This is a genomic window from Glycomyces sp. NPDC049804, from assembly GCF_040674615.1.
GTDB lineage: Bacteria > Actinomycetota > Actinomycetes > Mycobacteriales > Micromonosporaceae > Glycomyces > Glycomyces niveus.
The window spans coordinates 45,926-66,122 of record NZ_JBFAMQ010000001.1; the positions used below are offsets into that span (position 1 = coordinate 45,926).

General features: G+C 70.9%; 18 protein-coding genes and 1 pseudogene. 12 read left to right on the forward strand and 7 right to left on the reverse strand.

The window, feature by feature from the left end; genetic code table 11:
- Positions 1-123: 123 nt before the first annotated feature.
- The 9 genes from iolC to AB0K52_RS00255 all read left to right on the forward strand — a co-directional run bounded on the left by iolC (position 124) and on the right by AB0K52_RS00255 (position 10,225).
- Positions 124-1,056 carry a 5-dehydro-2-deoxygluconokinase gene (gene iolC / locus AB0K52_RS00215; RefSeq protein WP_363525002.1) on the forward strand — a complete coding sequence of 311 codons (933 nt, stop codon included), beginning with the start codon at positions 124-126 and terminating at the stop codon, positions 1,054-1,056.
- On the forward strand, positions 1,046-1,918 hold the full coding sequence (locus tag AB0K52_RS00220; protein ID WP_363523912.1) for an aldolase: 873 nt from the start codon (positions 1,046-1,048) through the stop codon (positions 1,916-1,918). Before iolC ends, AB0K52_RS00220 begins: the two co-directional genes overlap by 11 nt.
- Positions 1,915-2,793, forward strand: coding sequence for a 5-deoxy-glucuronate isomerase (gene iolB, locus AB0K52_RS00225; protein WP_363523915.1), 879 nt, complete (start codon positions 1,915-1,917; stop codon positions 2,791-2,793). Before AB0K52_RS00220 ends, iolB begins: the two co-directional genes overlap by 4 nt.
- The gene (gene iolD, locus AB0K52_RS00230) at positions 2,783-4,666 is read left to right on the forward strand and encodes a 3D-(3,5/4)-trihydroxycyclohexane-1,2-dione acylhydrolase (decyclizing) (protein WP_363523917.1); all 1,884 of its coding nucleotides are present in this window, start codon (positions 2,783-2,785) and stop codon (positions 4,664-4,666) included. Before iolB ends, iolD begins: the two co-directional genes overlap by 11 nt.
- Positions 4,667-4,678: 12 nt before the next feature.
- Complete coding sequence (locus AB0K52_RS00235; protein WP_363523920.1) at positions 4,679-6,175, forward strand: CoA-acylating methylmalonate-semialdehyde dehydrogenase; 1,497 nt, start codon at positions 4,679-4,681, stop codon at positions 6,173-6,175.
- An 11-nt stretch (positions 6,176-6,186) separates the two neighbouring features.
- The gene (locus AB0K52_RS00240; RefSeq protein ID WP_363523923.1) at positions 6,187-7,107 is read left to right on the forward strand and encodes a TIM barrel protein; all 921 of its coding nucleotides are present in this window, start codon (positions 6,187-6,189) and stop codon (positions 7,105-7,107) included.
- Positions 7,108-7,132: 25 nt separating this feature from the next.
- Positions 7,133-8,140 carry a Gfo/Idh/MocA family oxidoreductase gene (locus AB0K52_RS00245; protein ID WP_363523925.1) on the forward strand — a complete coding sequence of 336 codons (1,008 nt, stop codon included), beginning with the start codon at positions 7,133-7,135 and terminating at the stop codon, positions 8,138-8,140.
- Positions 8,141-8,313: 173 nt separating this feature from the next.
- Positions 8,314-9,351 (forward strand): SAM-dependent methyltransferase, encoded by a 1,038-nt coding sequence (locus tag AB0K52_RS00250; protein ID WP_363523928.1) that lies wholly within the window; start codon positions 8,314-8,316, stop codon positions 9,349-9,351.
- Between the two features lie 49 nt (positions 9,352-9,400).
- On the forward strand, positions 9,401-10,225 hold the full coding sequence (locus tag AB0K52_RS00255; RefSeq protein ID WP_363523931.1) for a DUF817 domain-containing protein: 825 nt from the start codon (positions 9,401-9,403) through the stop codon (positions 10,223-10,225).
- 49 nt (positions 10,226-10,274) lie between these two features.
- Here the strand turns inward: AB0K52_RS00255 and AB0K52_RS00260 are convergent, their stop codons facing one another.
- Complete coding sequence (locus AB0K52_RS00260; protein WP_363523934.1) at positions 10,275-11,543, reverse strand: phytase; 1,269 nt, start codon at positions 11,541-11,543, stop codon at positions 10,275-10,277.
- A gap of 125 nt (positions 11,544-11,668) precedes the next feature.
- On the opposite strand from AB0K52_RS00260, the gene AB0K52_RS00265 reads away from it, so the two are divergent.
- Positions 11,669-12,157 (forward strand): HIT family protein, encoded by a 489-nt coding sequence (locus AB0K52_RS00265; protein ID WP_363523937.1) that lies wholly within the window; start codon positions 11,669-11,671, stop codon positions 12,155-12,157.
- Here the strand turns inward: AB0K52_RS00265 and AB0K52_RS00270 are convergent.
- From AB0K52_RS00270 to AB0K52_RS00280, 3 genes are read right to left on the reverse strand one after another with little or no spacing between them, the layout of a single operon-like run.
- Positions 12,120-14,204 carry an iron ABC transporter permease gene (locus AB0K52_RS00270; protein ID WP_363525005.1) on the reverse strand — a complete coding sequence of 695 codons (2,085 nt, stop codon included), beginning with the start codon at positions 14,202-14,204 and terminating at the stop codon, positions 12,120-12,122. The two genes, AB0K52_RS00265 and AB0K52_RS00270, sit on opposite strands and share 38 nt — an antisense overlap.
- 5 nt (positions 14,205-14,209) lie before the next feature.
- The gene (locus AB0K52_RS00275) at positions 14,210-15,205 is read right to left on the reverse strand and encodes an iron-siderophore ABC transporter substrate-binding protein (RefSeq protein ID WP_363523940.1); all 996 of its coding nucleotides are present in this window, start codon (positions 15,203-15,205) and stop codon (positions 14,210-14,212) included.
- Positions 15,206-15,215: 10 nt separating this feature from the next.
- Positions 15,216-16,040, reverse strand: coding sequence for an ABC transporter ATP-binding protein (locus AB0K52_RS00280; RefSeq protein ID WP_363523943.1), 825 nt, complete (start codon positions 16,038-16,040; stop codon positions 15,216-15,218).
- Between the two features lie 251 nt (positions 16,041-16,291).
- On the opposite strand from AB0K52_RS00280, the gene AB0K52_RS00285 reads away from it, so the two are divergent.
- Positions 16,292-16,573, forward strand: coding sequence for a helix-turn-helix domain-containing protein (locus tag AB0K52_RS00285; RefSeq protein ID WP_363523946.1), 282 nt, complete (start codon positions 16,292-16,294; stop codon positions 16,571-16,573).
- Positions 16,574-16,635: 62 nt separating this feature from the next.
- Here the strand turns inward: AB0K52_RS00285 and AB0K52_RS00290 are convergent, their stop codons facing one another.
- Both AB0K52_RS00290 and AB0K52_RS00295 read right to left on the reverse strand, forming a co-directional pair.
- Positions 16,636-16,926 (reverse strand): Smr/MutS family protein, encoded by a 291-nt coding sequence (locus AB0K52_RS00290; RefSeq protein WP_363523949.1) that lies wholly within the window; start codon positions 16,924-16,926, stop codon positions 16,636-16,638.
- Between the two features lie 9 nt (positions 16,927-16,935).
- Positions 16,936-17,859, reverse strand: a complete 924-nt coding sequence (locus AB0K52_RS00295; RefSeq protein ID WP_363523952.1) for a cation diffusion facilitator family transporter — start codon at positions 17,857-17,859, stop codon at positions 16,936-16,938.
- 381 nt (positions 17,860-18,240) lie between these two features.
- Between AB0K52_RS00295 and AB0K52_RS00300 the strand changes: the two genes are divergently transcribed.
- Positions 18,241-19,461, forward strand: coding sequence for an MFS transporter (locus tag AB0K52_RS00300; RefSeq protein WP_363523955.1), 1,221 nt, complete (start codon positions 18,241-18,243; stop codon positions 19,459-19,461).
- Positions 19,462-19,485: 24 nt separating this feature from the next.
- Here AB0K52_RS00300 and AB0K52_RS00305 read toward each other — a convergent pair.
- A pseudogene (locus AB0K52_RS00305) lies at positions 19,486-20,136 on the reverse strand (Pr6Pr family membrane protein); the annotation flags it as partial.
- Positions 20,137-20,197 lie beyond the last annotated feature (61 nt).

Below are 20,197 nucleotides of genomic sequence, written 5' to 3' on the forward strand. Positions count from 1 at the left end.
GACGCGCGGCCCTGGATGTGAGTATATTGCAAATCACTGTCGCGCGACAGTAACGCGCGACAGTGGAGCGCGCAAGACACACGAGGAGGTGCGCCTGTGGCCGCGACGCATGACGTCGTCACGATGGGCCGGGTGGGGGTCGACATCTACCCGCAGCAGATCGGCGTCGGCCTCGAGGACGTGGAGTCCTTCGGCAAGTTCCTGGGCGGCAGCCCCACGAACGTCGCGGTCGCGGCCGCCAGGTACGGGCGCAGCGCCGCCGTCATCACCAAGACCGGCGCGGACCCCTTCGGGACCTTCGTGCGCAACGCGCTCCGGGGCTACGGCGTCGATGACTCGCTGGTCGGGACCTCCGCGGGCCTGCCCACGCCGGTGACCTTCTGCGAGATCTTCCCTCCCGACCACTTCCCGCTCTACTTCTACCGCTTCCCCAAGGCCCCCGACCTCGACATCCGTCCTGAAGAACTCGACCTCGAGGCGATTCGCGGCGCTGCCGTCTTCTGGGTGACGGTCACGGGTCTGTGCCAAGAGCCCTCGCGTTCGGCGACCCTGGCCGCTCTGGAAGCGAGGGGCAAGCGCGGCATCACCGTGCTCGACCTCGACTACCGGCCGATGTTCTGGGACTCGCCCCAGGAAGCCCGCGAGTGGGTGAGACTGGCCCTGCCGCACGTCACGGTCGCGGTGGGAAACCGCGAGGAGTGCGAAGTGGCCGTAGGCGCCCACGACACGCCCGCCGAAGCCGCGCAGGCGCTCCGCGCGGCGGGGGTCTCGCTCGCCGTCGTCAAGCAGGGCCCCAAAGGCGTGCTCGCCCTCGACGACACCGGCCAGGTCGAGGTCCCGCCCGCGCCGGTGACAGTGGTCAACGGCCTCGGCGCGGGCGACGCCTTCGGCGGCGCGCTCGTCCACGGCCTGCTCGCCGGCTGGGACACCGAGCGCATCATGCGCTTCGCCAACGCCGCGGGCGCGCATGTCGCCGGGGAACTCGCCTGCTCCGACGCCATGCCGACCGAGGCCGAGGTCGAACGCAAGCTGCAGGAGGCGACCGATGCGGTCTGACCGACTCGCCGAACTCGCCCGCACCCGGCTCGCCGACCCGGCCGCGATCCGCCGGGCCGCCGACGCGCGCAAGCGCGCCACCAGCCCCGTCGGCCCTTCCGGCAAGTGCTTCGTCATCGCCGCCGACCACCCCGCCCGCGGCGCCCTCGCCACCGGCGGCGACCCGATGGCCATGGCCGACCGCGGCGACCTCCTCGACCGCCTCGTCACCGCCCTCGAGAACCCCGGCTGCAACGGCGTGCTCGCCACCGCCGACATCCTCGAAGACCTGCTCCTGCTCGGCGCCCTGGACGGCAAGGTCGTCTTCGGCTCGATGAACCGCGGCGGCCTCGCCGGGGCCGCGTTCGAGCTCGACGACCGGTTCACCGGCATGAACGCGGACGCCATCGCCCGCATGGGATTCGACGGCGGGAAGATGCTCACCCGCATCGACCTCGACGACCCCCGGACCGTGCGCACCCTCGAAGCCTCGGCGCACGCCGTCGACGCCCTCGCCGACCTCGGCCTCGTCGCGATGGTCGAGCCGTTCATCTCCCGCCGCGAAAGCGGAAGCGTCGTGAACGACGTGACGACGGAGGGGGTCGTCAAGTCGGTCGCGATCGCCTCCGGTCTCGGCTCGACCTCCGCGCGCACCTGGCTCAAGGTCCCCACCGCGCCCGACATGGCGCGCGTCGCGGCCGCCTCCACGCTGCCGATGGTCGTCCTCGGCGGCGAAGTCGCCGACCTCGCGGCGCAGCGCGAGAGCTGGGGCCGGTCCCTGGCACTGCCCAATGTGGTCGGCCTGACGGTCGGCCGCTCGCTGCTCTACCCGGCCGACGGCGACGTCGCCGGGGCCGTCGACGCGGTGGTGAGCCTGCTGTGAACTACTACCTGCCTTCAAGGTCGACCGCCGACGGCCCGTACGACACGGTCGTCACCCCCGAATCCGCCGGCTGGGGCTACTCCGGGCTCAAGGTCCTGGCGTTGGAGCCCTCCGGCACCGCCACATTCGCGACCGGGGACGCCGAGGCGCTGGTGCTGCCGCTCTCCGGGAGCTGCACCGTCACCTGCGACGGCCAGGCCTTCGAGATCCAGGGCCGGCGGAACGTCTTCAGCCGGGTCAGCGACTTCGCCTACGTCCCAAGGGACGCCACCGTCACCGTCACGAGCGCGAGCGGCGGCCGGTTCGCCCTGCCCTCCGCGAAGTGCGAACGCCGCCTGCCCGCCCGCTACGGCCCCGCCGAAGACGTCCCGGTCGAGCTGCGCGGTTCCGGCCAGGCCTCCCGCCAGGTCAACAACTTCTGCACTCCCGAGACCTTCGAAGCCGACAAGCTCATCGCCTGCGAGGTCATCACCCCCGGCGGCAACTGGTCCTCCTTCCCGCCCCACAAGCACGACGAGGCGCAGGAAGGCGAAGCCGAACTCGAAGAGATCTACTACTTCGAGGTCAGCGACCCCGCGGGATTCGCGTGGCAGCGCGTCTACGGCACCCCCGAGCGGCCCATCGAGGTCAGCGAAGAAGTGCGCTCCGGCGACGTGGTCGTCATCCCGCACGGCTGGCACGGCCCCAGCGCCGCCGCCCCCGGCTACGACCTCTACTACCTCAACGTGATGGCCGGCCCCGGCGAGGACCGCGCCTGGCTCATCAGCGACGACCCCGCCCACGGCTGGGTCCGGTCCACTTGGGCCCCTGAGGATCTCGACCCGCGCCTGCCCCTGTCCTCGACCGTGGAGAAGGAGGGCACCGATGCCCGCTGAGACCGTACGACTCACCACCGCCCAAGCGCTGGTGCGGTTCCTCGCCGCCCAGCATTCCGAGCGCGACGGGCACGAGCAGCGGCTCATCCCCGGCGTGTGGGGGATCTTCGGGCACGGGAACGTCGCCGGGCTCGGGCAGGCGCTCCTCCAAGCGGCGCAGACCGGCGAAGCCGACCTCCCGTACTACCTGGCGCGCAACGAGCAGGCCATGGTCCACGCCGCGGCCGCCTACGCCAAGATGAAGAACCGCCTCCAGGCCTTCGCGTGCACCGCCTCGACCGGCCCCGGCTCCACGAACATGATCACCGGCGCGGCGCTGGCGACCACGAACCGGCTCCCCGTATTGCTCCTGCCCTCCGACATGTTCGCCTCGCGCGTGCCCGACCCGGTGCTGCAGCAGCTCGAGGACACGCGCGCCGGGGACGTGAGCGTGAACGACGCGTTCCGTCCCGTCTCCAAGTACTTCGACCGCGTCAGCCGCCCGGAGCAGTTGATCCCCGCCGCGCTGGCCGCGATGCGGGTGCTCACCGACCCGGTCGAGACCGGAGCGGTCACCTTGTGCCTGCCGCAGGACGTGCAGGCCGAGGCCTTCGACTGGCCTCTCGAATTCTTCCGCAGGCGGGTGTGGCGCGTCGGCCGGGTCGCGCCCGAACCCGCCGCTGTGGAGCGGGTCTCGGCACTGCTGCGCAGTGCCGAGAAACCGCTCATCGTCGCCGGCGGCGGCGTGGTCTACAGCGAGGCCGAGGCCGAGCTGCGCGCCTTCGCCGAAGCGACCGGCATCCCCGTGGCGGACACGCACGCAGGGAAGGGCGCGGTCCCGTGGGACCACCCCGCCGCGGTCGGCGGCCTCGGCTCGACCGGCACCTCCGCCGCGAACGCCCTTGCGGCCGAAGCGGATGTCGTGCTCGGCATCGGCACCCGGTACTCCGACTTCACCACCGCCTCGCACACCGTGTTCGGCAATCCCGACGTCACCTTCGCGAACCTCAACGTGGCCCGCCTCGACGCGGCGAAGCACTCCGCGGAGATGCTGCTCGCCGACGCCAAGACCGGCATCGCCGCACTCGCGAAGGCCCTCGACGGCTGGAGCGTCGCCGACGAGTACCGCGCCGAGACCCGCCGCCTCGCCGACGAGTGGCAGGCCAAGGCCGACGCGTGCTTCGACCTCGGCCACGGCCCGCTGCCCGCGCAGACCGAGATCCTCGGCGCGCTCAACGCGGCCCTGGACGACGCCGACGTGGTCATCAACGCCGCCGGCTCCATGCCCGGCGACCTCCAGATGCTCTGGCGCGCAAGGGACCCCAAGGCCTACAACGTCGAGTACGCCTTCTCGTGCATGGGCTACGAGATCGCGGCCGGGGTCGGCACCAAGATGGCCGCGCCCGAACGCGAAGTGGTCGTCCTCGTCGGCGACGGCTCCTACCTCATGCTCGCCTCCGAGATCGCGACCATGGTCGCCGAAGGCCTCAAGGTCATCATCGTGATCGTCCAGAACCACGGGTTCGCCTCGATCGGCTCCCTCTCCGAATCCCTGGGCTCCCAGCGGTTCGGCACCAAGTACCGCTACCGCGACGAGAAGTCCGGCCTCCTCGACGGCGACGTGCTCCCCGTCGACCTGGCCGCGAACGCCGCCAGCTTCGGCGCCGAGGTCGTCAAGGCCGACAGCGTGGCCTCCTTCCGCGACGCCATCGCCCAGGCGAAGGCCAACGACCGCACCACGGTCGTCCATGTCGAGACCGACCTGACCGGCCCGAACCCGCCCGGTTCGGCCTGGTGGGAAGTGCCGGTCAGCGAAGTGTCCGAACTCGACTCCACCCGCGCGGCCTACGCCGCCTACACCGACCACAAGCGCGACCAGCGCCACTACCTCTAAGGAACCGTCGCAATGCAGATCATCGAGCACTGGATCGGCGGCAAGCCGACCGCCGGCGAGTCGGACCGCCTCGCGCCCGTGTGGAACCCCGCCCACGGCAATGCGCAGGCGCAGGTCCGCCTCGCCACCGTGTCCGATGTGGATGCCGCGGTGCAGGCCGCCAAGACCGCGTTCGCGTCCTGGGGCCAGCAGTCGCTCTCCAACCGCTCACGCGTCATGTTCCGCCTCCGCGACCTGGTCGAGCGGCACGAGCTCGAGCTCGCCAAGATCGTCGCCGCCGAGCACGGCAAGGTCGTCGACGACGCGCGCGGCGAGATCGTGCGCGGCCGCGAGGTCATCGAGTTCGCGTGCGGCATCACCTCGGCGCTCAAGGGCGGCTTCTCGAACGACATCTCGCGCGGCGTCGACTCCTACGACTTCCGCCAGCCCATCGGGGTCTGCGCCGGCATCACGCCGTTCAACTTCCCGGTCATGGTCCCGATGTGGATGCACCCCATCGCCATCGCCACCGGCAACACCTTCGTGCTCAAGCCCAGCGAGCGCGACCCCTCCGCCAGCCTCTTCATCGCCCGGCTCTACGCCGACGCCGGGCTCCCGGACGGCGTGTTCAACGTCGTCAACGGCGACAAGACCGCCGTCGACGCCCTCCTCGACCACGAGGACGTCGCCGCCGTCTCGTTCGTCGGCTCGACCCCGATCGCCAAGTACATCCACGAGCGCGGCCAGGCGGCCGGCAAGCGGGTCCAGGCCCTCGGCGGCGCGAAGAACCACGCCGTGGTCATGCCCGACGCGAACATGGACTGGGCGGCCAACCAGCTGACCGCCGCCGCGTTCGGCTCAGCCGGGCAGCGCTGCATGGCCATCTCCGTCGCTGTCGCCGTCGGCGACGCCGCCGACGAACTCGTGGGCCTCCTCAAAGAGAAGGCCGAGGCGGTCGTCGTCGGCGCCGGGGACGACCCCGAGGCCGAGATGGGCCCCGTGGTCACCAAGGCCTCCTGCGAGCGCGTGGTCTCCTACATCGAATCCGGTGTCGCCCAAGGGGCCGAACCGGTCGTTGACGGCCGCGGCCTCCAGGTCGAAGGACACCTCGGCGGGTTCTTCGTGGGCCCCAGCGTCCTCGACAAGGTCACGCCCGACATGGACGTCTACCGGGACGAGGTGTTCGGGCCGCTCCTCGCGGTCGTGCGCGTCGACACCCTCGAGGAGGCCATCGACCTCATCAACGCCAACCCGTACGGCAACGGCACCGCGATCTTCACCTTCGACGGCGGCGCGGTGCGCACCTTCGAGCGCGACGTGAACGTGGGCATGGTCGGCGTGAACGTCCCGATCCCGGTGCCGACCGCGCACTACTCGTTCGGCGGCTGGAAGGACTCCCTGTTCGGCTCCAGCCACATCCACGGCCACGAGGGCGTGCGCTTCTACACCCGCGCGAAGGTCGTGACCTCGCGCTGGCCCAAGCACACCGAGTCGCAGGCCGCGCAGCTCAACTTCCCCACCTCCAGCTAAGGAGCACGTCAATGTCGACTCAAGCCCCGAATCTCCGACTGGGCTCGGCCCCCGACTCGTGGGGCGTGTGGTTCCCCGAGGACGACCGGCAGCTGCCGTACGAGCAGTTCCTGGACGAGCTGCAGGGCGCCGGCTACGAGTGGCTCGAGCTCGGACCGTACGGGTACCTGCCGACCGACCCGGATGTGCTCGCCGACGAGGTGGGCAAGCGCGGACTCAAGGTCTCCGGCGGGACCGTGTTCGGGAACCTGCACCGGCCCGAGAAGTTCGACGAGACCATCGGCATCGTCTCGAAGGTCGCGAAGCTGACGGCCTCGCAGGGCGCGAAGCACGTCGTGTTCATCCCGCCGCTGTTCCGCGACGAGAAGACCGACGCGGTCAACGACGTCACCGAATGGGACGCCGCCCAGTGGAAGACCGTGCACGCCACGGCGAACCGCATCGGCAAGCAGATGTTCGAGGAGTACGGGGTCACGATCGCCCTGCACCCGCACGCGGACTGCCAGATCATGACCCAGCCGCAGATCGAGACGTTCCTGGACGGCACCGACTCGGATTTCGTGTCGCTGTGCCTGGACACGGGCCATGTGGCGTACGGCGGCGGCGACAACGTGGACCTGATCCGCCGCTACGGCGAGCGCGTCGGCTACGTCCACATCAAGCAGATGGACCCCGAGATCCTGCGGCAGGTGAGCGACGAGGGCCTGGGATTCGGCGAGGCCGTCAAGCGCGGCGTGTGCGTCGAGCCGCCCGCGGGCGTGCCGAACCCGGCCGACATCGTCGCCGAACTGTCCAAGTTGGACGCTCAGCTGTTCGTCATCGTCGAGCAGGACCTCTACCCGTGCGAGCCTGACGTGCCCTTCCCGATCGCGGTGCGCACCCGCAAGTACCTCAACGGCTGCGGGCTCGGCGCGAGCCGCCAGCAGTCCTAAGCCAACCCGAACGAAGAGGAGCACCATGAGCATCGGCATCGGCCTGATCGGCACCGGCTGGATCGGCGAGCAGCACGTGCACCGCCTGGCGAACGCCGTGGCCGGGGCGCGGGTCGTCGCGGTCTCGGACATCGACCCGGCGTCGGCGCAGCGGGTCGCGGCCTCGGTCGGCGCGCGCGTCGTCGACGCCGCCGACCGCCTGATCGCGGACCCGGAGGTCGAGGCGGTGGTCGTGACCTCATGGGGCCCTGCGCACGCCGAGCAGGTGCTGGCCTCGATCGCGGCCGGCAAGCCGGTGTTCTGCGAGAAGCCGCTCATCACCGAGATCACGGACGGCCTGCGGATCCTCAAGGCCGAGCAGGAGGCGGGGCGCCGCCTCGTGCAGGTGGGGTTCATGCGCCGCTACGACGCCGGGTACCGGCAGATGAAGCGGGTCCTGGACGCCGGGGAGATCGGCGAGCCGCTGATGGCGCACTGCGTGCACCGCAATCCGTATGTGCGCGAGGCGTACACGACCGAGATGGCTGCGAAGGACACTGCCGTGCACGAGGTGGACGCGCTGCGCTGGCTGCTGGGCGAGGAGTTCGCGTCGGTGCAGACGGTGCTGCCGCGCAAGACCTCCAAGCGGTTCCCGCACCTGCAGGACCCGCAGATCTTCCTGTTCGAGACCGCTTCGGGCGCGCGCGTCGACGTCGAGGCGTTCGTGAACTGCCAGTACGGCTACGACATCCAGTGCGAGATCGTGGGCGAGGAGGGCGCGGTGCGCCTGCCGGACCCGGCCGCGCCGGTGGTCCGCAAGGCCGCCAAGGCGAGCACCGAGGTGCTGCAGGAGTTCGGCGACCGGTTCGCCGACGCCTTCGACGTCGAGCTCCAGGACTGGATCGACCACCTGCTCGCGGGCGAGGAGCCGACCGGCCCGAGCTCGTGGGACGGGTTCGCGGCCACCGTGGTCGTGGACGCGGCGGTGCGCTCGCTGCACTCGGGCGAGATCGTGCCGATCGAACTGCCGGAGCGCCCGGACTTCTACGCCTAGGACGGCGGGCGGCGGGGCGCGGGCAGTGCCCGCCTCCCGCCGCGCACGGGAGCGAGACGGCGGGATCGGGGCGACCTCTCCCGGGGTGTTTGCTAAGGTCACGCTGATCAAGGCCCCTGCCGGCAGGCCGGGGCCTTCTCCGTGTCCGAGAGTCCGTGAAGGTTCGCAAGCCGATGCAGCAGTACGCGATGTTGATATCGCCCTCCGCCAACCGCGTGTACGCGCGCACCGCCGCCCGCATGGCGGCGAACGAGATCCGCGTCTTCAGCGCCCACGCGCTCGACGGCGAGATCGCCGAGGTCGAGGAGGCGCTCATCGGCGGCGTCGCGTACCTGACCTTCCGCTCGGACACGCTGAGCGGGCGCGACCTGCGCCTGCTGGCGAACCTCTCGTCCCTGTTCGCGCTGTTCGCGGTCCGCGGGGACCTGCTCGAGCCGATCGCGGTGGAGCGGCTCGACCGCTACGACGACGACCTGGTCTCGATCCTCAAGTACGTGGGGAAGACGAACGAGCAGTTCACGAAGCTGCTGCTCAATGTGACCGCCGCGGTGGCGCTCGAGCCCGACCGGCTCCTCGGCGGGCCGGTGAAGGTGTTCGACCCGATGTGCGGGCGCGGGACGACGCTCAACCAGGCCGCGATGTACGGCTGGGACGCGTTCGGCGTGGAGGTCGACAAGCGCGACTTCGAGGCGTACGGCGCGTTCGTGCAGCGGTGGCTGAAGGACAAGCGGCTCAAGCACACCGCGGTGTCGAGCCGGGTCAAGCGCGAGGGCCGCGGGGTCGGCCAGCGCACCCGGGTGGAGTTCGCGGCGACGAAGGAGCGCCACCGGGCGGGGGACCTGCAGGTGCTGGAGATCGTCAACGCGGACACGGTGCGGTCCGGCGAGGTGTTCAAGCGCGGCGCGTTCGACCTGGTCGTGACTGACGCGCCGTACGGGGTGCAGCACGCGGCGGTGAAGGACACGCGGGCGTTGACGCGCAAGCCGACGGAGGTGCTCGAGGCGGCGGTGCCGGTGTGGGCGGCGCTGCTGCGCCGGGGCGGGGCAATGGGGATCTCGTGGAACCTGTACACGACGAGCCGTCCCGATCTCGCCTCGATCCTTGAGGACGCGGGCCTGGAGGTGATGGACGCGGCGCCGTTCCTCGACTTCGAGCACCGGGTCGACCAGGCCATCAACCGCGACCTCATCGTGGCGCGCAAGCCGAAGTAGGCCGCCCGAGGGGCTTGGCAGGGACGCGAGGGTCCGTCACGATAGGACGGTGTCGTTCTTCTGGAGGATGCGGCCGGGCCGCGAGCGGACGCCGTTCACCCTGGGCCGCTTGACAGGGCAATTGTGGCGATTCGGGCTGCTGGAGGCGCGCGCGTGCGTCTTCGCGGTGGCGATCTTCCTCGGCCTGGCGGCCTCGGCGGTCGTGCCGCTGCCGATGGAGCGCGGTGACGCGCTGTTCGTCTACGGGATGGGCATGACCCTGTTCTTCCTGCTGTTCAGCTCCGACACGTGGAAGGAGCTGCTGCTCGTCACGGGCTTCCACGCGCTCGGCCTGGGGTTCGAGCTGGTGAAGGTGGCGATCGGCTCCTGGACGTACCCGGATCTGGGGGTGCTCGCGGTCGGCGGCGTGCCGCTGTACAGCGGGTTCATGTACGCGGCGGTGGGCAGTTTCGTGTGCCGGTCGTGGCGGCTGCTGCGGCTGCGGATCGAGGGGTACCGGCTGTGGGCGACCACGGCGGTGAGCCTGCTGATCTACCTGAACTTCCTGTCGAGCGGCTGGCTGTTCGACATCCGGCTGGCGCTCACGGTGCTGCTGCTGTTCATCACGCTGGGCACGTGGGTGCATTTCACGGTGGGCGACGCGGAGTACCGGATGCCGCTCGCGCTGTCGTTCACGCTCATCGCGGTGTTCCTGTGGATCGCGGAGAACATCGGGACCTATTTCGGCGCGTGGGTGTACCCGCACCAGGCGGACGGCTGGGAGCCGGTGCACCTCTCGAAGCTGTGGGCCTGGGCGCTGCTGGTCACCGTCTGCTTCACGCCGGTGGCGGCGTGGAAGGTCCGCTCGAGCGCCGCGCCGCTGCCGAGCGAATAGGGGGCGCCGCCGGGTCCTGGGGCCCCGGCGGCGCGGTGCGGGGGTGCGGCTAGCGGCGTCCGCGGGCCTTGGCGAGGCCGAGACCGGAGTCCTCGGCCACGTCGTCCCACTCGACGTACTTGAAGTTGGTGCTGGATTCGTCCGTGCCTTCGGGGGTGTTGTCGCCGTCCTGGACGACGAGGAGGCCGCCGTCGAAGCCGGGGAGCGAGACGTTGACGACGTCGGCGCCGTCGCTGTGCTGGGTGCCGTCCACGTCGCCGTCGCCGATGGCGAAGGAGCCGAGGTAGGCGTTGCCGCCTTCGATCGTGTAGACGGCGTAGGTGTCGTCGCCCTGGCTTGAGGCGAGGAGGTAGCCCTTGCCGCGGCCGGTGTAGTAGATGGTCAGGCCTTCGATGTCGGTGCGGAGGTGCTCGCCGCCGAAGCCGGGGTTCGCGCCGTACTCGCACTCGTCGGTTTCGGCGTTGTAGGCGCCGGGGAGGCCGAATTCGACTGCGGTGTCGACGAGTTCGGGTTCGCCGGTGAGGTCGGCGCCGACCTTCCAGATGCCGACGAGCTCCTGGCCGAGGTAGGCGGTGCCGGTGGTCTTGTCGACGACCATGCCTTCGACCTGCGCGTACTGGCCGGGGTCGTCGCAGGTGGTCCAGGTGGAGCCGTCGGGCATGGTGAACTCGGCGGGGAGGGCGAGGGTGCGGACCTTCTCCCAGCCGACGGTGTCGCCGTTCGCGACGAGCTTGAGCAGGGCGACCTCGGTCTCGGAGTTGCGGCTGACGAGCGCGTACGCACCGGTCGCGTCTTGCCACGTCGTCAAGCCGTACGCGGTGTGCTCGTCGTTGACCTCGGCCTGGGACTCGGAGAAGATCCAGCCCTCGTCCGGGTCGGTGACTTCGACGAGTTCGCCGTCGTCGATGACGAAGATCCCGATGTCGTCCATGCCCCTGTCGGAGGCGACGGCGAGGTCGACGCGCTCGCCGCCGAGTTCGAAGCCGCGCACGAGGTCGACGTTGTTGTAGCGGCCGGGCGCGTCGTCCTCGCCGGGGGCGGGCTTGGGCGCGATGTGCTGGACCGCTTCGCCTTCGAGGTCGTAGACGTACAGGCCCGCCTCCTTCGCGGTGGTGATGACGAGGCTGTCCTCAGGGTCGTCCTGGTCCACCCAGATCGCGGGGTCGTCGGCGTCGGCGTCGTCCTCGGCCCACAGCGCGGGCGTCTCGAGCTCGGCGGTCAGGTCCTCGTCGGATCGCTGATGCGCCTGCGCGGACGCGGCGCACACCAGCACGGCGGCCGTGCCGAAGGCGGTGAGGGGGAGCAGTCGGGAAAGCAAGGCGTCTCCTCGAATCGGGGTGCAGTTGTCGACTCGATGCTGCTGCCCGGCCGTGAATCCCAGGTGAACACGGCTCGACCCGCAGAGCGAACTTCCCGGACCCGCATCACGGCTACCGTGGTGCGATGGAGTCCCACGAACCGCCCGGGTATCACTGCCCGTTCTGCAATCTGCTTGCGGGGCACGGCGACGGCGTCGCCAATGTGGAGGACATCGTGCGGCGCACCGAGCACGCGGCGGCGTTCGTGTCGCCGCGCTGGTGGCCGCGCAACCCCGGGCACGTCCTCGTGGTGCCGACCGCGCACCACGAGAACCTGTACTCGATTCCCGCCGAGGCTTATCGGGCCGTGGGCGACCTGGTGCGGGAGGTCGCCGTCGCGATCCGCGCGACGTACGGCTGCGACGGCGTCTCCACGCGCCAGCACAACGAGCCCGCCGGGAACCAGGACGTCTGGCACCTGCACGTCCACGTCTTCCCGCGCTATGAGGGCGACCGCCTCTACCAGAGCCCGCCGCTGCCCGGCTGGGCCGACCCGGCGGACCGCCGGGTGTACGCCGAGCGGCTGCGCGGTCATTTCACGTCCTCGTCCGGGTCCTCCACAGGAGCCAGATGAAGTAGGGGGTGCCGATGAGGGCGCAGACGAGACCCGCCGGGATCTGAGCGGGGGCGATCACGGTGCGGCCCACCGTGTCCGCGAGGCTCACGAGCAGGGTGCCGAGGAGGATCGAGACCGGCAGCACGCGGGCGTGCCGGCTGCCGACCAGCGCCCGGGCGAGGTGCGGGGCCACCAGGCCTACGAAGCCGATCACGCCGACCACCGCCACCGCGGCGGCGGTCAGCACCGCCGCCGCCCCCAGCAGGAGCAGGCGCGTGCGCTCCAGACGGACGCCGAGGACTCGCGGGGTGTCGTCGTCCAGGGCGAGGAGGTCGATCTCCTTGCGGTGGGCCAGGATCAGGGGCAGGACCACGACGAGGGCCGCCGCGAGCGGGATGAGGCGGTCGGCCGTGCGGCCGTAGGTGGTGCCCGAGAGCCAGGTCATGGCCTTGGGGATGTTCCAGGGGTCCGAGGCGAGGATGATGAGGGTGATCGCGGCCATGCCGAGGGACCAGACGCCGATGCCGATGAGCACCAACCGGGACGTGTTCAGCCCGCCGCGCCAGGCGAGCGCGTACACGAGCGCGAACGCGCCCAGGCCGCCCACGGCCGCAACGCCGGTCACCGTCCACGCCCCCGCCGAGGGCGCCCACGTGATGAGCGCGACCGCGCCGATGCCGGCCCCGGCCGTGACACCGAGGAGGCCCGGTTCGGCGAGCGGGTTGCGCAGGAGCCCTTGCGTGACCGCGCCCGCGCATGCGAGCGCCGCGCCCGCGAGGATCGCGGCGAGGACGCGCGGGTAGCGCTGGTCGATGATCCACGTATAGGAGTCGCCGGTCTTCCCGGCGAGCCAGTTGAGGAGGTCGCCGCCGAGGAGCATGGTGTCGCCGGCGAGCATCCCGCCGATGAGGGCGGCGACCGCGGCGGCGGTGAGGCCGATCCAGATGAGGGCGAACGCGGTCCGGCTGCGGTTCGCCGCGCCGTGCAGGATCGCGGGCCGCTCTTCGGCCCCGCCGCCCGCGATCGAGCGGGCGAGCCAGATCATGACGCCCGCGCCGAGGAGTGTGGTCGCCACGCCCACGGGCACTTCGATGCTCTTCTCGGCGCCGAGGACCGCGCGCACGGCCAGATCGGCGGCGACGATGACGATCGCGCCGCACAGGGCGCTGAACGGGATGAGGACGCGGTGCGCGAGCAGCGCCGGCAGGCGCACCGCCACTTGGCGCGCGATCACGGGCGCGGCGAGGCCCACGAAGCCGATCGGGCCGGCCACGGTCACCGCGCACGAGGCGAGGAGCAGCGAGGAGACGACGGCGACGAGGCGGACGCGGCGCACGTGGACGCCGAGGCTCGAGGCGGTGTCGTCGCCGAGTCGCAGCAGGTCGAGGCGGGGCGCGGCGATCATCGCCACCGCTACCGCGAGGAGCACGAGCGGCACGGCCTGCCCGATGCTCCCGAACCCGGCCAGGTTGAGATTGCCTGAGCCCCAGGCGAACAGGCCGGTCGTCTCCTCCTGGAACAAGAGCACGAGGAGCGAGACGAGCGAGTTCGCGGCCATCGCGGTCGCGGACCCGGCGAGGATGAGGCGGGTCGTGGTGGACTCGCCGCCGCCCGCCGAGAGCGCGAGCACCAGTCCCGCGGTGAGCAGCGCGCCGGTGAACGCGACGCCGATCCCGGACAGCAGCGGCAGCGTCAACCCGAATGCCGCCACCGCGGTCACGGCCAGGTGCGCGCCCGCGTTCACCGCGAGCGTGTCAGGGCTCGCGAGCGGGTTGCGCGCCACCGACTGCAGCAGCACGCCGGAAGCGCCCAGCGCGACGCCGGTGAGCACCGCGCCCGCCAGACGCGGCAGGCGCGCGCCTTCGAGCACGTTCCACACGGCCGGATCGGCGCTGCCGGCGAGCAGCCGCAGCAGATCCCCACCGTCCACAGCGGACGTGCCCTGGGTGAGGTGGAGGGCCGCCAGCGCGACCAGCGCCCCGGCCGCGGCGGTGAAGACCGCCGCGGCCGAGAGCAGGCGCGGGGCCTTCGGCCCCGCGACCTCGGTGCGCGCCGGCGGGCTCACGGTGCTCAACTGGCGTAGACCTCGGCGAAGTAGTCGAGGATCGCGCCGGAGGAGCGGGGGCCGCCGAAGGTCCAGATGCTGTGCGGCAGTTCGTACATGGAGCCGTCCTCGACGAACTTCAGCCCGTCCCAGATGGGGTTCCCGACCAGCTTCTCGTTGAAGATGTTGTCGTTGTACGAGTTGTTGTAGATGAACTTCAACTCGGTGTCGGTGAACTGGGCCATGCCCTCGACGTCGGTGCCGCCCAGGCCCCAGGCCGGGTCGGTCTCGCCGGTCCACGCGTTCTGCAGGCCCACGGACGCGGCGAGCGAGCCCACGAGCGAGCCGGTCCCGAAGGGCCGGATGGAGATCGCGTCGCCCTCGACCCAGCCGTCGGCGTACAGGTAGGGCACGCTGCCGGTCCCGGCGGCCTCGATGGCGGTCCTGGTCGCCTCGACCTTCGCCTCGAACTCGGTCCACAGCGCGTCGGCCTCGGCGGTCTTCCCGGTGAGGGCCGCGATCATGTCGACGTCGCGGTGCATCCGCTCGAGGTTGTCGGTCGCGTTGGAGCCCTCCACGACCAGCACGGGAGCGAACTCCTCGATGCCGGCGATGAGCTTCTCGTCGTCCGGTTCCATGATGATGAGGTCGGGGCTGAGCCCGGCGATCGCGTCGACTGACGGCTCCTGGCGGGTACCGACGTCCACGACCGAGTCGTCCATGGGCTCGGACGCGCCGACCCACGTGTTGTACCCCTCCAGGTCGGCCGCGCCGACGGGCATGACGCCGAGGCTGGCGGCGATCTCGGTCTCGGCCCACTCGAGGGTCACCACCTTCGCGGCGGGCGCGTCGAGTTCGACGGTGCGGCCGAGGAAGTCGGTGACGGAGACGGGACCGGCCTCGGCCGTGGTCGCCTCGTCGCCCGCGCCCGCTTCGGTGGTGCCGCAGGCGGAGGCGGCGAAGAGCGCGGCGGCGGCCAGTGCCGCGGGCACGGCGGAGCGCTTGAGGTGGGGGATTCGCATCGGGTTCCTTCTACTCGGTGGCGGTGCCGGCGAACCTGCGGGTGTGCCGGCCGATGGGCCGGGCCGTGAGCAGGCCGGTGGCGGGGTCGGCGTCGACGCGGATGTCGATGCCGTAGGCGGCGGTGAGGTGCTCGGCGGTGAGGACCTGGGCCGGGGTGCCGGCGGCTTTGACGCGGCCGTCGTGGAGCAGGACCACGTGGTCGGCGACCGCCGCGGCCTGGTCGAGGTCGTGCAGGACGATGCCGACGGCCGTGCCGTGCTCGTCGGCGAGGTCGCGCACGAGGTCGAGGATCTCGACCTGGTAGCGCAGGTCGAGGTGGTTGGTGGGCTCGTCGAGCAGGAGCACGGCGGTGTCCTGGGCGAGGCAGGAGGCGAACCAGACGCGCTGGCGTTCGCCGCCGGAGAGCGCTTCGACGCCCTTCTCGGCCATGTCGGCGACGCCGCAGATCTCCATGGCGCGCTGGATCTTCGCGGGTCCTTCGGGGTCGCCTTGGCGCCAGCGGCCGCGGTGGGGGTGGCGGCCGTAGCCGACGACGTCGAGGACGCGGATGCCGCCGGGCACGGGCCGGGACTGGGCGAGGAGGGAGACGCGGCGCGCGAAGTCCTTGGGGCTCAGTGCGGCGGCGTCGGTGCCGTCGGTGAACTCGACGCCCCCGGCCTCGGCCTTGTGGAGGCGGGCGAGGGAGCGCAGGAGGGTGGACTTGCCGGACCCGTTGGGGCCGAGGAGGGCCGTGACCTGCCCGCCGTGGAGGGTGATGTCGGCGTCGTGCACGACGGTGTCGCCGAAGTAGGCGAGTCGGAGGGCGCGGCCGCGCAAGCCCGCATCGTCTGGCATGTAGGCAAGGCTAACCTATCTCGCGTTCGAGCGCATCTCGGCAGGCCACCGTGATGAGCGCGGTGTGTTATGGGCAATGAGTCCCATTCGCGCCCAAACGATCTCCTCCAAGTGAGGAATCGGATACCACGCGTAAGAGTGAATTCCGGCGCGGCACTCTGGACTTGGCGGTGCCGGGTGGGGTCGACTGGTCCTAGGCGTCACCCGGCCGATGCACCCCGTGTCGGCCCGGCGCGCCAGAGAGGACCAACATGACACCGAATGCGAAGGTGGGGCCTTCGGATGTCGTCATCGACGACGAGGTCTGGACCGTCGAGCGCGTCAAGTCGCTCGGCGTGATGACGAATGTCGAGACGGCCGCGCAGATCCTCGGGATCGGCAGGACGGTCGCCTACCGGCTGGCGAAGGACGGGCAGTTCCCCGTCCAAGTCCTCCGGATCGGCCACAGCTACCGGGTACCGGTGCTGCGGCTGCTGGAACTGCTCGGCGCGCCCGATTCGGCGAATGAGCGCGACCGGGTGCTGATCAACTAGGAACCGCACGCGAAACGGCGGCGCGCCTCGGGGGAGGAAGCCGCGCCGCCGTTCTGCGAGCCCTATCGCTTCTTGCGCTTGTCCTTGTGCTGGCTGTGCTCATGACGGAAGTGGACGAAGAGCCGACCGAAGTTCTTCGAGTCCTTGTCCACCCGGTGGTACAGGGCCTTGACCTCCTTCTGGTCGAGGAACCGCAGCACCTTCTTCTTCAACTGCCCCGAGCCCTTGCCCGGGATGATCTCCACGAGGTCGATCTTCTTGGCGACCGCCTCGTCGATGACGTCGCGCAGCGCCTTCTCGATCTGGTCGCCCTTGTTGAAGATGTCGTGCAGGTCCAGCACCAGTTTGGCCATGGTCCGAGCCTAAGCGCCCGTGCGCGGGATGTCCGGCTCGATGTAGATGATCGTCGCCTTCGGCACGGCCGCTCGGATGCGCGCCTCGGCCGCGTCGATCTGCGAGGCCACCTGCTCGCCGGTCGCCGAGGTCCCGATGCCGACCTTCGCCGCCACCAGCAGCTCGTCCGGGCCCACGTGGAGCGTCTTGAGGTGGATGAGGGTGTCGCCCTCGCCGTCGTTGATGGCGTTCTCGATCGCCGCGATGTCCTCGAGGGTCGCGGACTCGCCGATGAGCATCGAGCGGATCTCGATCGCGAGCACGATCGCGATGAGCACCAGCAGCACGCCGATCGCCATGGTGCCGAGCGCGTCGAACAGCAGGTCCCCGGTCAGCCACGACAGGCCGACGCCGATGAGCGCCAAGATGAGGCCGACGAGCGCGCCGATGTCCTCCAGGAGGATCACGGGCAGCTCGGGCGAGCGCGAGCCCTTGATGAACTGCGGCCACGACTGCTTCCCGCGGACCGCGTTCGACTCCTTCACGGCGGTGCGCAGCGAGAACGACTCCAGGATGATGGCGATGACCAGCACGACCACCGCGACCAGCGGGTTGTGCAGCTCCTCGCCGTGGCTGCGCTCACCCAACTTGTGGTAGCCCTCGTACAGCGCGTACACGCCACCGATCGAGAACAGCACGATCGAGACGATGAACGCGTAGATGTACCGTTCCCGCCCGTAACCGAACGGGTGGGCCGGGCTCGCGGCCTTCCGCGAGGCCTTGCCGCCGATGAGCAGGAGGACCTGGTTGGACGCGTCGGCCACCGAGTGGACGCCCTCGGCCAGCATCGACGCCGAACCCGTGATCCCCGCCGCGACGAACTTGCTGACCGCGATCCCGGTGTTGGCCAATAGGGCCGCGACGATCGCCTTGGTGCCGCCTTCTGCTGACATCTGCTCGCCATTCCTTCCGTATGTGTGCGTGACACGCAGAAAGGAGTCTGTCATGGCCTCGCCACTCCCGACGCGACGAGGCCGCGGCTTCCCGCCAGGTGCGCGGGCGGCGGATGCGACGAACTTCACCATTCCGGTTCGGCCGCGGCGGCGCTACCCTGGATGAAGGCGACGCCCCAGAAGTACATCGAGCTTCTGGCCAGGGTAAACGCACGTACACCGCCAAGGGAGCCCCGCTCCCGGCCGAACGCCTCCTCGCGAGGCCCACAGCCCCTGTACGCGCTGAAACCCGTGTCACCGAGCGCGGACCGAGTGGTGGACCGGTTCCGGCAACGAGTCTCAGGACTCCGACCCGAACCGAAACCGCTTGGAGCCGCAGCCGTGACCACCCTCGACGAACGCCAGACCCCGCTTCCCACCGCGATCGACACCGCCGCGCCCGAGCGCGCCACCGTCAAGCAGTGGCTCGCCGTCGCCGCCGTCGCTCTCGGCGTCTTCGTCGTCATGACCTCCGAGGTCCTCCCGGTCGGCCTCCTCACCCCGATCAGTTCCGAACTCGGCGTCACCGCCGGCACCGCGGGCCTCATGGTCACCGTCCCCGGTCTCGTCGCGGCCGTCGCCGCGCCCCTGAGCATCGTCGTCACCCGCCGCGTCGACCGCCGCCTCGTGCTCATCGGCCTGGCCGTGCTCGTCGCCGGCGCGAACGTGGGCGCCGCCCTCGCCTCCGGCTTCGAACTGCTGCTCGCGGCCCGCGTCCTCGTCGGCCTCTCGATCGGCGCGTTCTGGGCCGTCGCGGGCGGCATCGCGCTGCGCCTGGTGCCCGCGCGGGACGTGCCGCGCGCGACCGCCGCCGTCTACGGCGGCATCGGCGCCGCGACCGTGCTCGGCGTCCCGGCAGGCACCCTCATCGGCGACCACTTCGGTTGGCGCGCCGCCATGTGGGCGCTCGCGGGCCTCGCGATCGTCGCGATGACCGCGATCGCGCTGCTCGTGCCGAAGCTCCCGTCGAACACGACGGTCTCGTTCGCCTCCCTCCCGAAGCTGGTGCGCGCCAACAAGGGCGTGCGCATCGGCCTGGCGCTGACCTTCTTCATCGTCACCGGCCACTTCATCGCCTACACGTTCGTCAGCCCGATCCTCCAGGCCAACGGCATCGCCGCGGGCCAGGTCAGCGGGCTGCTCCTCGCGTTCGGCGCGGCCGCGCTGGTGGCGACGGTCGCGTCCGGCTCGCTCATCGGCACCCGCCTGCGCGGCACGCTCGCGGCGCTCGGGATCGCGATGGCGGCGGGCATGGCGATCATGGCGTTCGCCGTCGGCGACCTGTTCTCCGCCACGGCCGTGCTCGTGCTCTGGGGCATCGGATACGGCCTGGTCTCCCCGGTCCTGCAGACCTGGTACATGAACTCGGTCGAGCCCGGCGAGGTCGAGATCGCGACCTCGTTGAACACGGTCATGTTCAACCTCTCGATCGCGGTCGGATCGTTCGCGGGCGGCTACGTCGTGGACGCGATCGCCCCGAGCGGCGTGCTGTGGATCGGCGCGCTCCTGCTCGTCCCGGTCGTCCTGATCGCGATCCAGGCCCGCAAGCGCGCCGAGGCCTAAGCGCCGCAGCTTGCGGTCCGCCCACGCGGCCAGCAGCGCCAGTGCGAACGCGATGGCGAGGACGGCCGCGATGTTCACCAGCGCGCGCAGGTAGCCGATCGCGGCCACATCGAGGAACGGGTACGGGTACCAGCCGGTGAAGGCGCCGTGGACGAGCGTGTACGCGATCCAGGCGACCGGCCAGACGAACGCCCGCGCGATAGCGGTGCGGTCGACCCACCCGCGCGGGCCGACGAGAACCCAGCCGAGCACGGTCGCCAGCGGCGCGAAGTAGTGGAGCCCGGCGTTCACGGCGAGGGACGCGCCTTCGAGTTCGACGAGCGGCAGCAGCACGGTCACGAACACGATCCCGGTGATCGCGATGCCCAGCAGCGCATCGAGGTGCAGGACGCGGAACGCCGCGCTGTCGCGGCCGGGCCGCAGCGCCAAAGCGAGCGCGCCCGCGAGCACGAGGATGTTGCTCTGGATCGTGAAGTAGCTGAAGAGCCGCACGAGCCGCACCGGCAGGCCCGCCTCCGGCGCGCCGTCGGCGGCGTTCACGTCGGTCCCGCCCTGCACGACCAGCACGACCTGTCCGACCAGGGCCGCGACGACGACCACCGCCACCGCGGCGTACCAGGCCCGGCGCGCCCCGAGCCGCTGCGCGCTCGCGCGGACCTCGCTGTCGACGATCATGCCCAGCTCCCCTCGTTCGCTCGTTGCCTGCGGAAACGATACGGGCCGGGAGGCGCGCGGC

Excerpts from the sequence above, each read along its gene's own strand:
- AB0K52_RS00250 (WP_363523928.1), top strand. The coding sequence starts at position 8,314 with ATGCAGCAGTACGCGATGTTGATATCGCCCTCCGCCAACCGCGTGTAC.
- iolD (WP_363523917.1), top strand. The coding sequence starts at position 2,783 with ATGCCCGCTGAGACCGTACGACTCACCACCGCCCAAGCGCTGGTGCGG.
- AB0K52_RS00265 (WP_363523937.1), top strand. The coding sequence starts at position 11,669 with ATGGAGTCCCACGAACCGCCCGGGTATCACTGCCCGTTCTGCAATCTG.
- AB0K52_RS00295 (WP_363523952.1), bottom strand. The coding sequence starts at position 17,859 with ATGTCAGCAGAAGGCGGCACCAAGGCGATCGTCGCGGCCCTATTGGCC.
- AB0K52_RS00280 (WP_363523943.1), bottom strand. The coding sequence starts at position 16,040 with ATGCCAGACGATGCGGGCTTGCGCGGCCGCGCCCTCCGACTCGCCTAC.
- AB0K52_RS00275 (WP_363523940.1), bottom strand. The coding sequence starts at position 15,205 with ATGCGAATCCCCCACCTCAAGCGCTCCGCCGTGCCCGCGGCACTGGCC.
- AB0K52_RS00240 (WP_363523923.1), top strand. The coding sequence starts at position 6,187 with ATGTCGACTCAAGCCCCGAATCTCCGACTGGGCTCGGCCCCCGACTCG.
- AB0K52_RS00235 (WP_363523920.1), top strand. The coding sequence starts at position 4,679 with ATGCAGATCATCGAGCACTGGATCGGCGGCAAGCCGACCGCCGGCGAG.
- AB0K52_RS00290 (WP_363523949.1), bottom strand. The coding sequence starts at position 16,926 with ATGGCCAAACTGGTGCTGGACCTGCACGACATCTTCAACAAGGGCGAC.
- AB0K52_RS00285 (WP_363523946.1), top strand. The coding sequence starts at position 16,292 with ATGACACCGAATGCGAAGGTGGGGCCTTCGGATGTCGTCATCGACGAC.
- AB0K52_RS00245 (WP_363523925.1), top strand. The coding sequence starts at position 7,133 with ATGAGCATCGGCATCGGCCTGATCGGCACCGGCTGGATCGGCGAGCAG.
- AB0K52_RS00220 (WP_363523912.1), top strand. The coding sequence starts at position 1,046 with ATGCGGTCTGACCGACTCGCCGAACTCGCCCGCACCCGGCTCGCCGAC.
- iolC (WP_363525002.1), top strand. The coding sequence starts at position 124 with ATGGGCCGGGTGGGGGTCGACATCTACCCGCAGCAGATCGGCGTCGGC.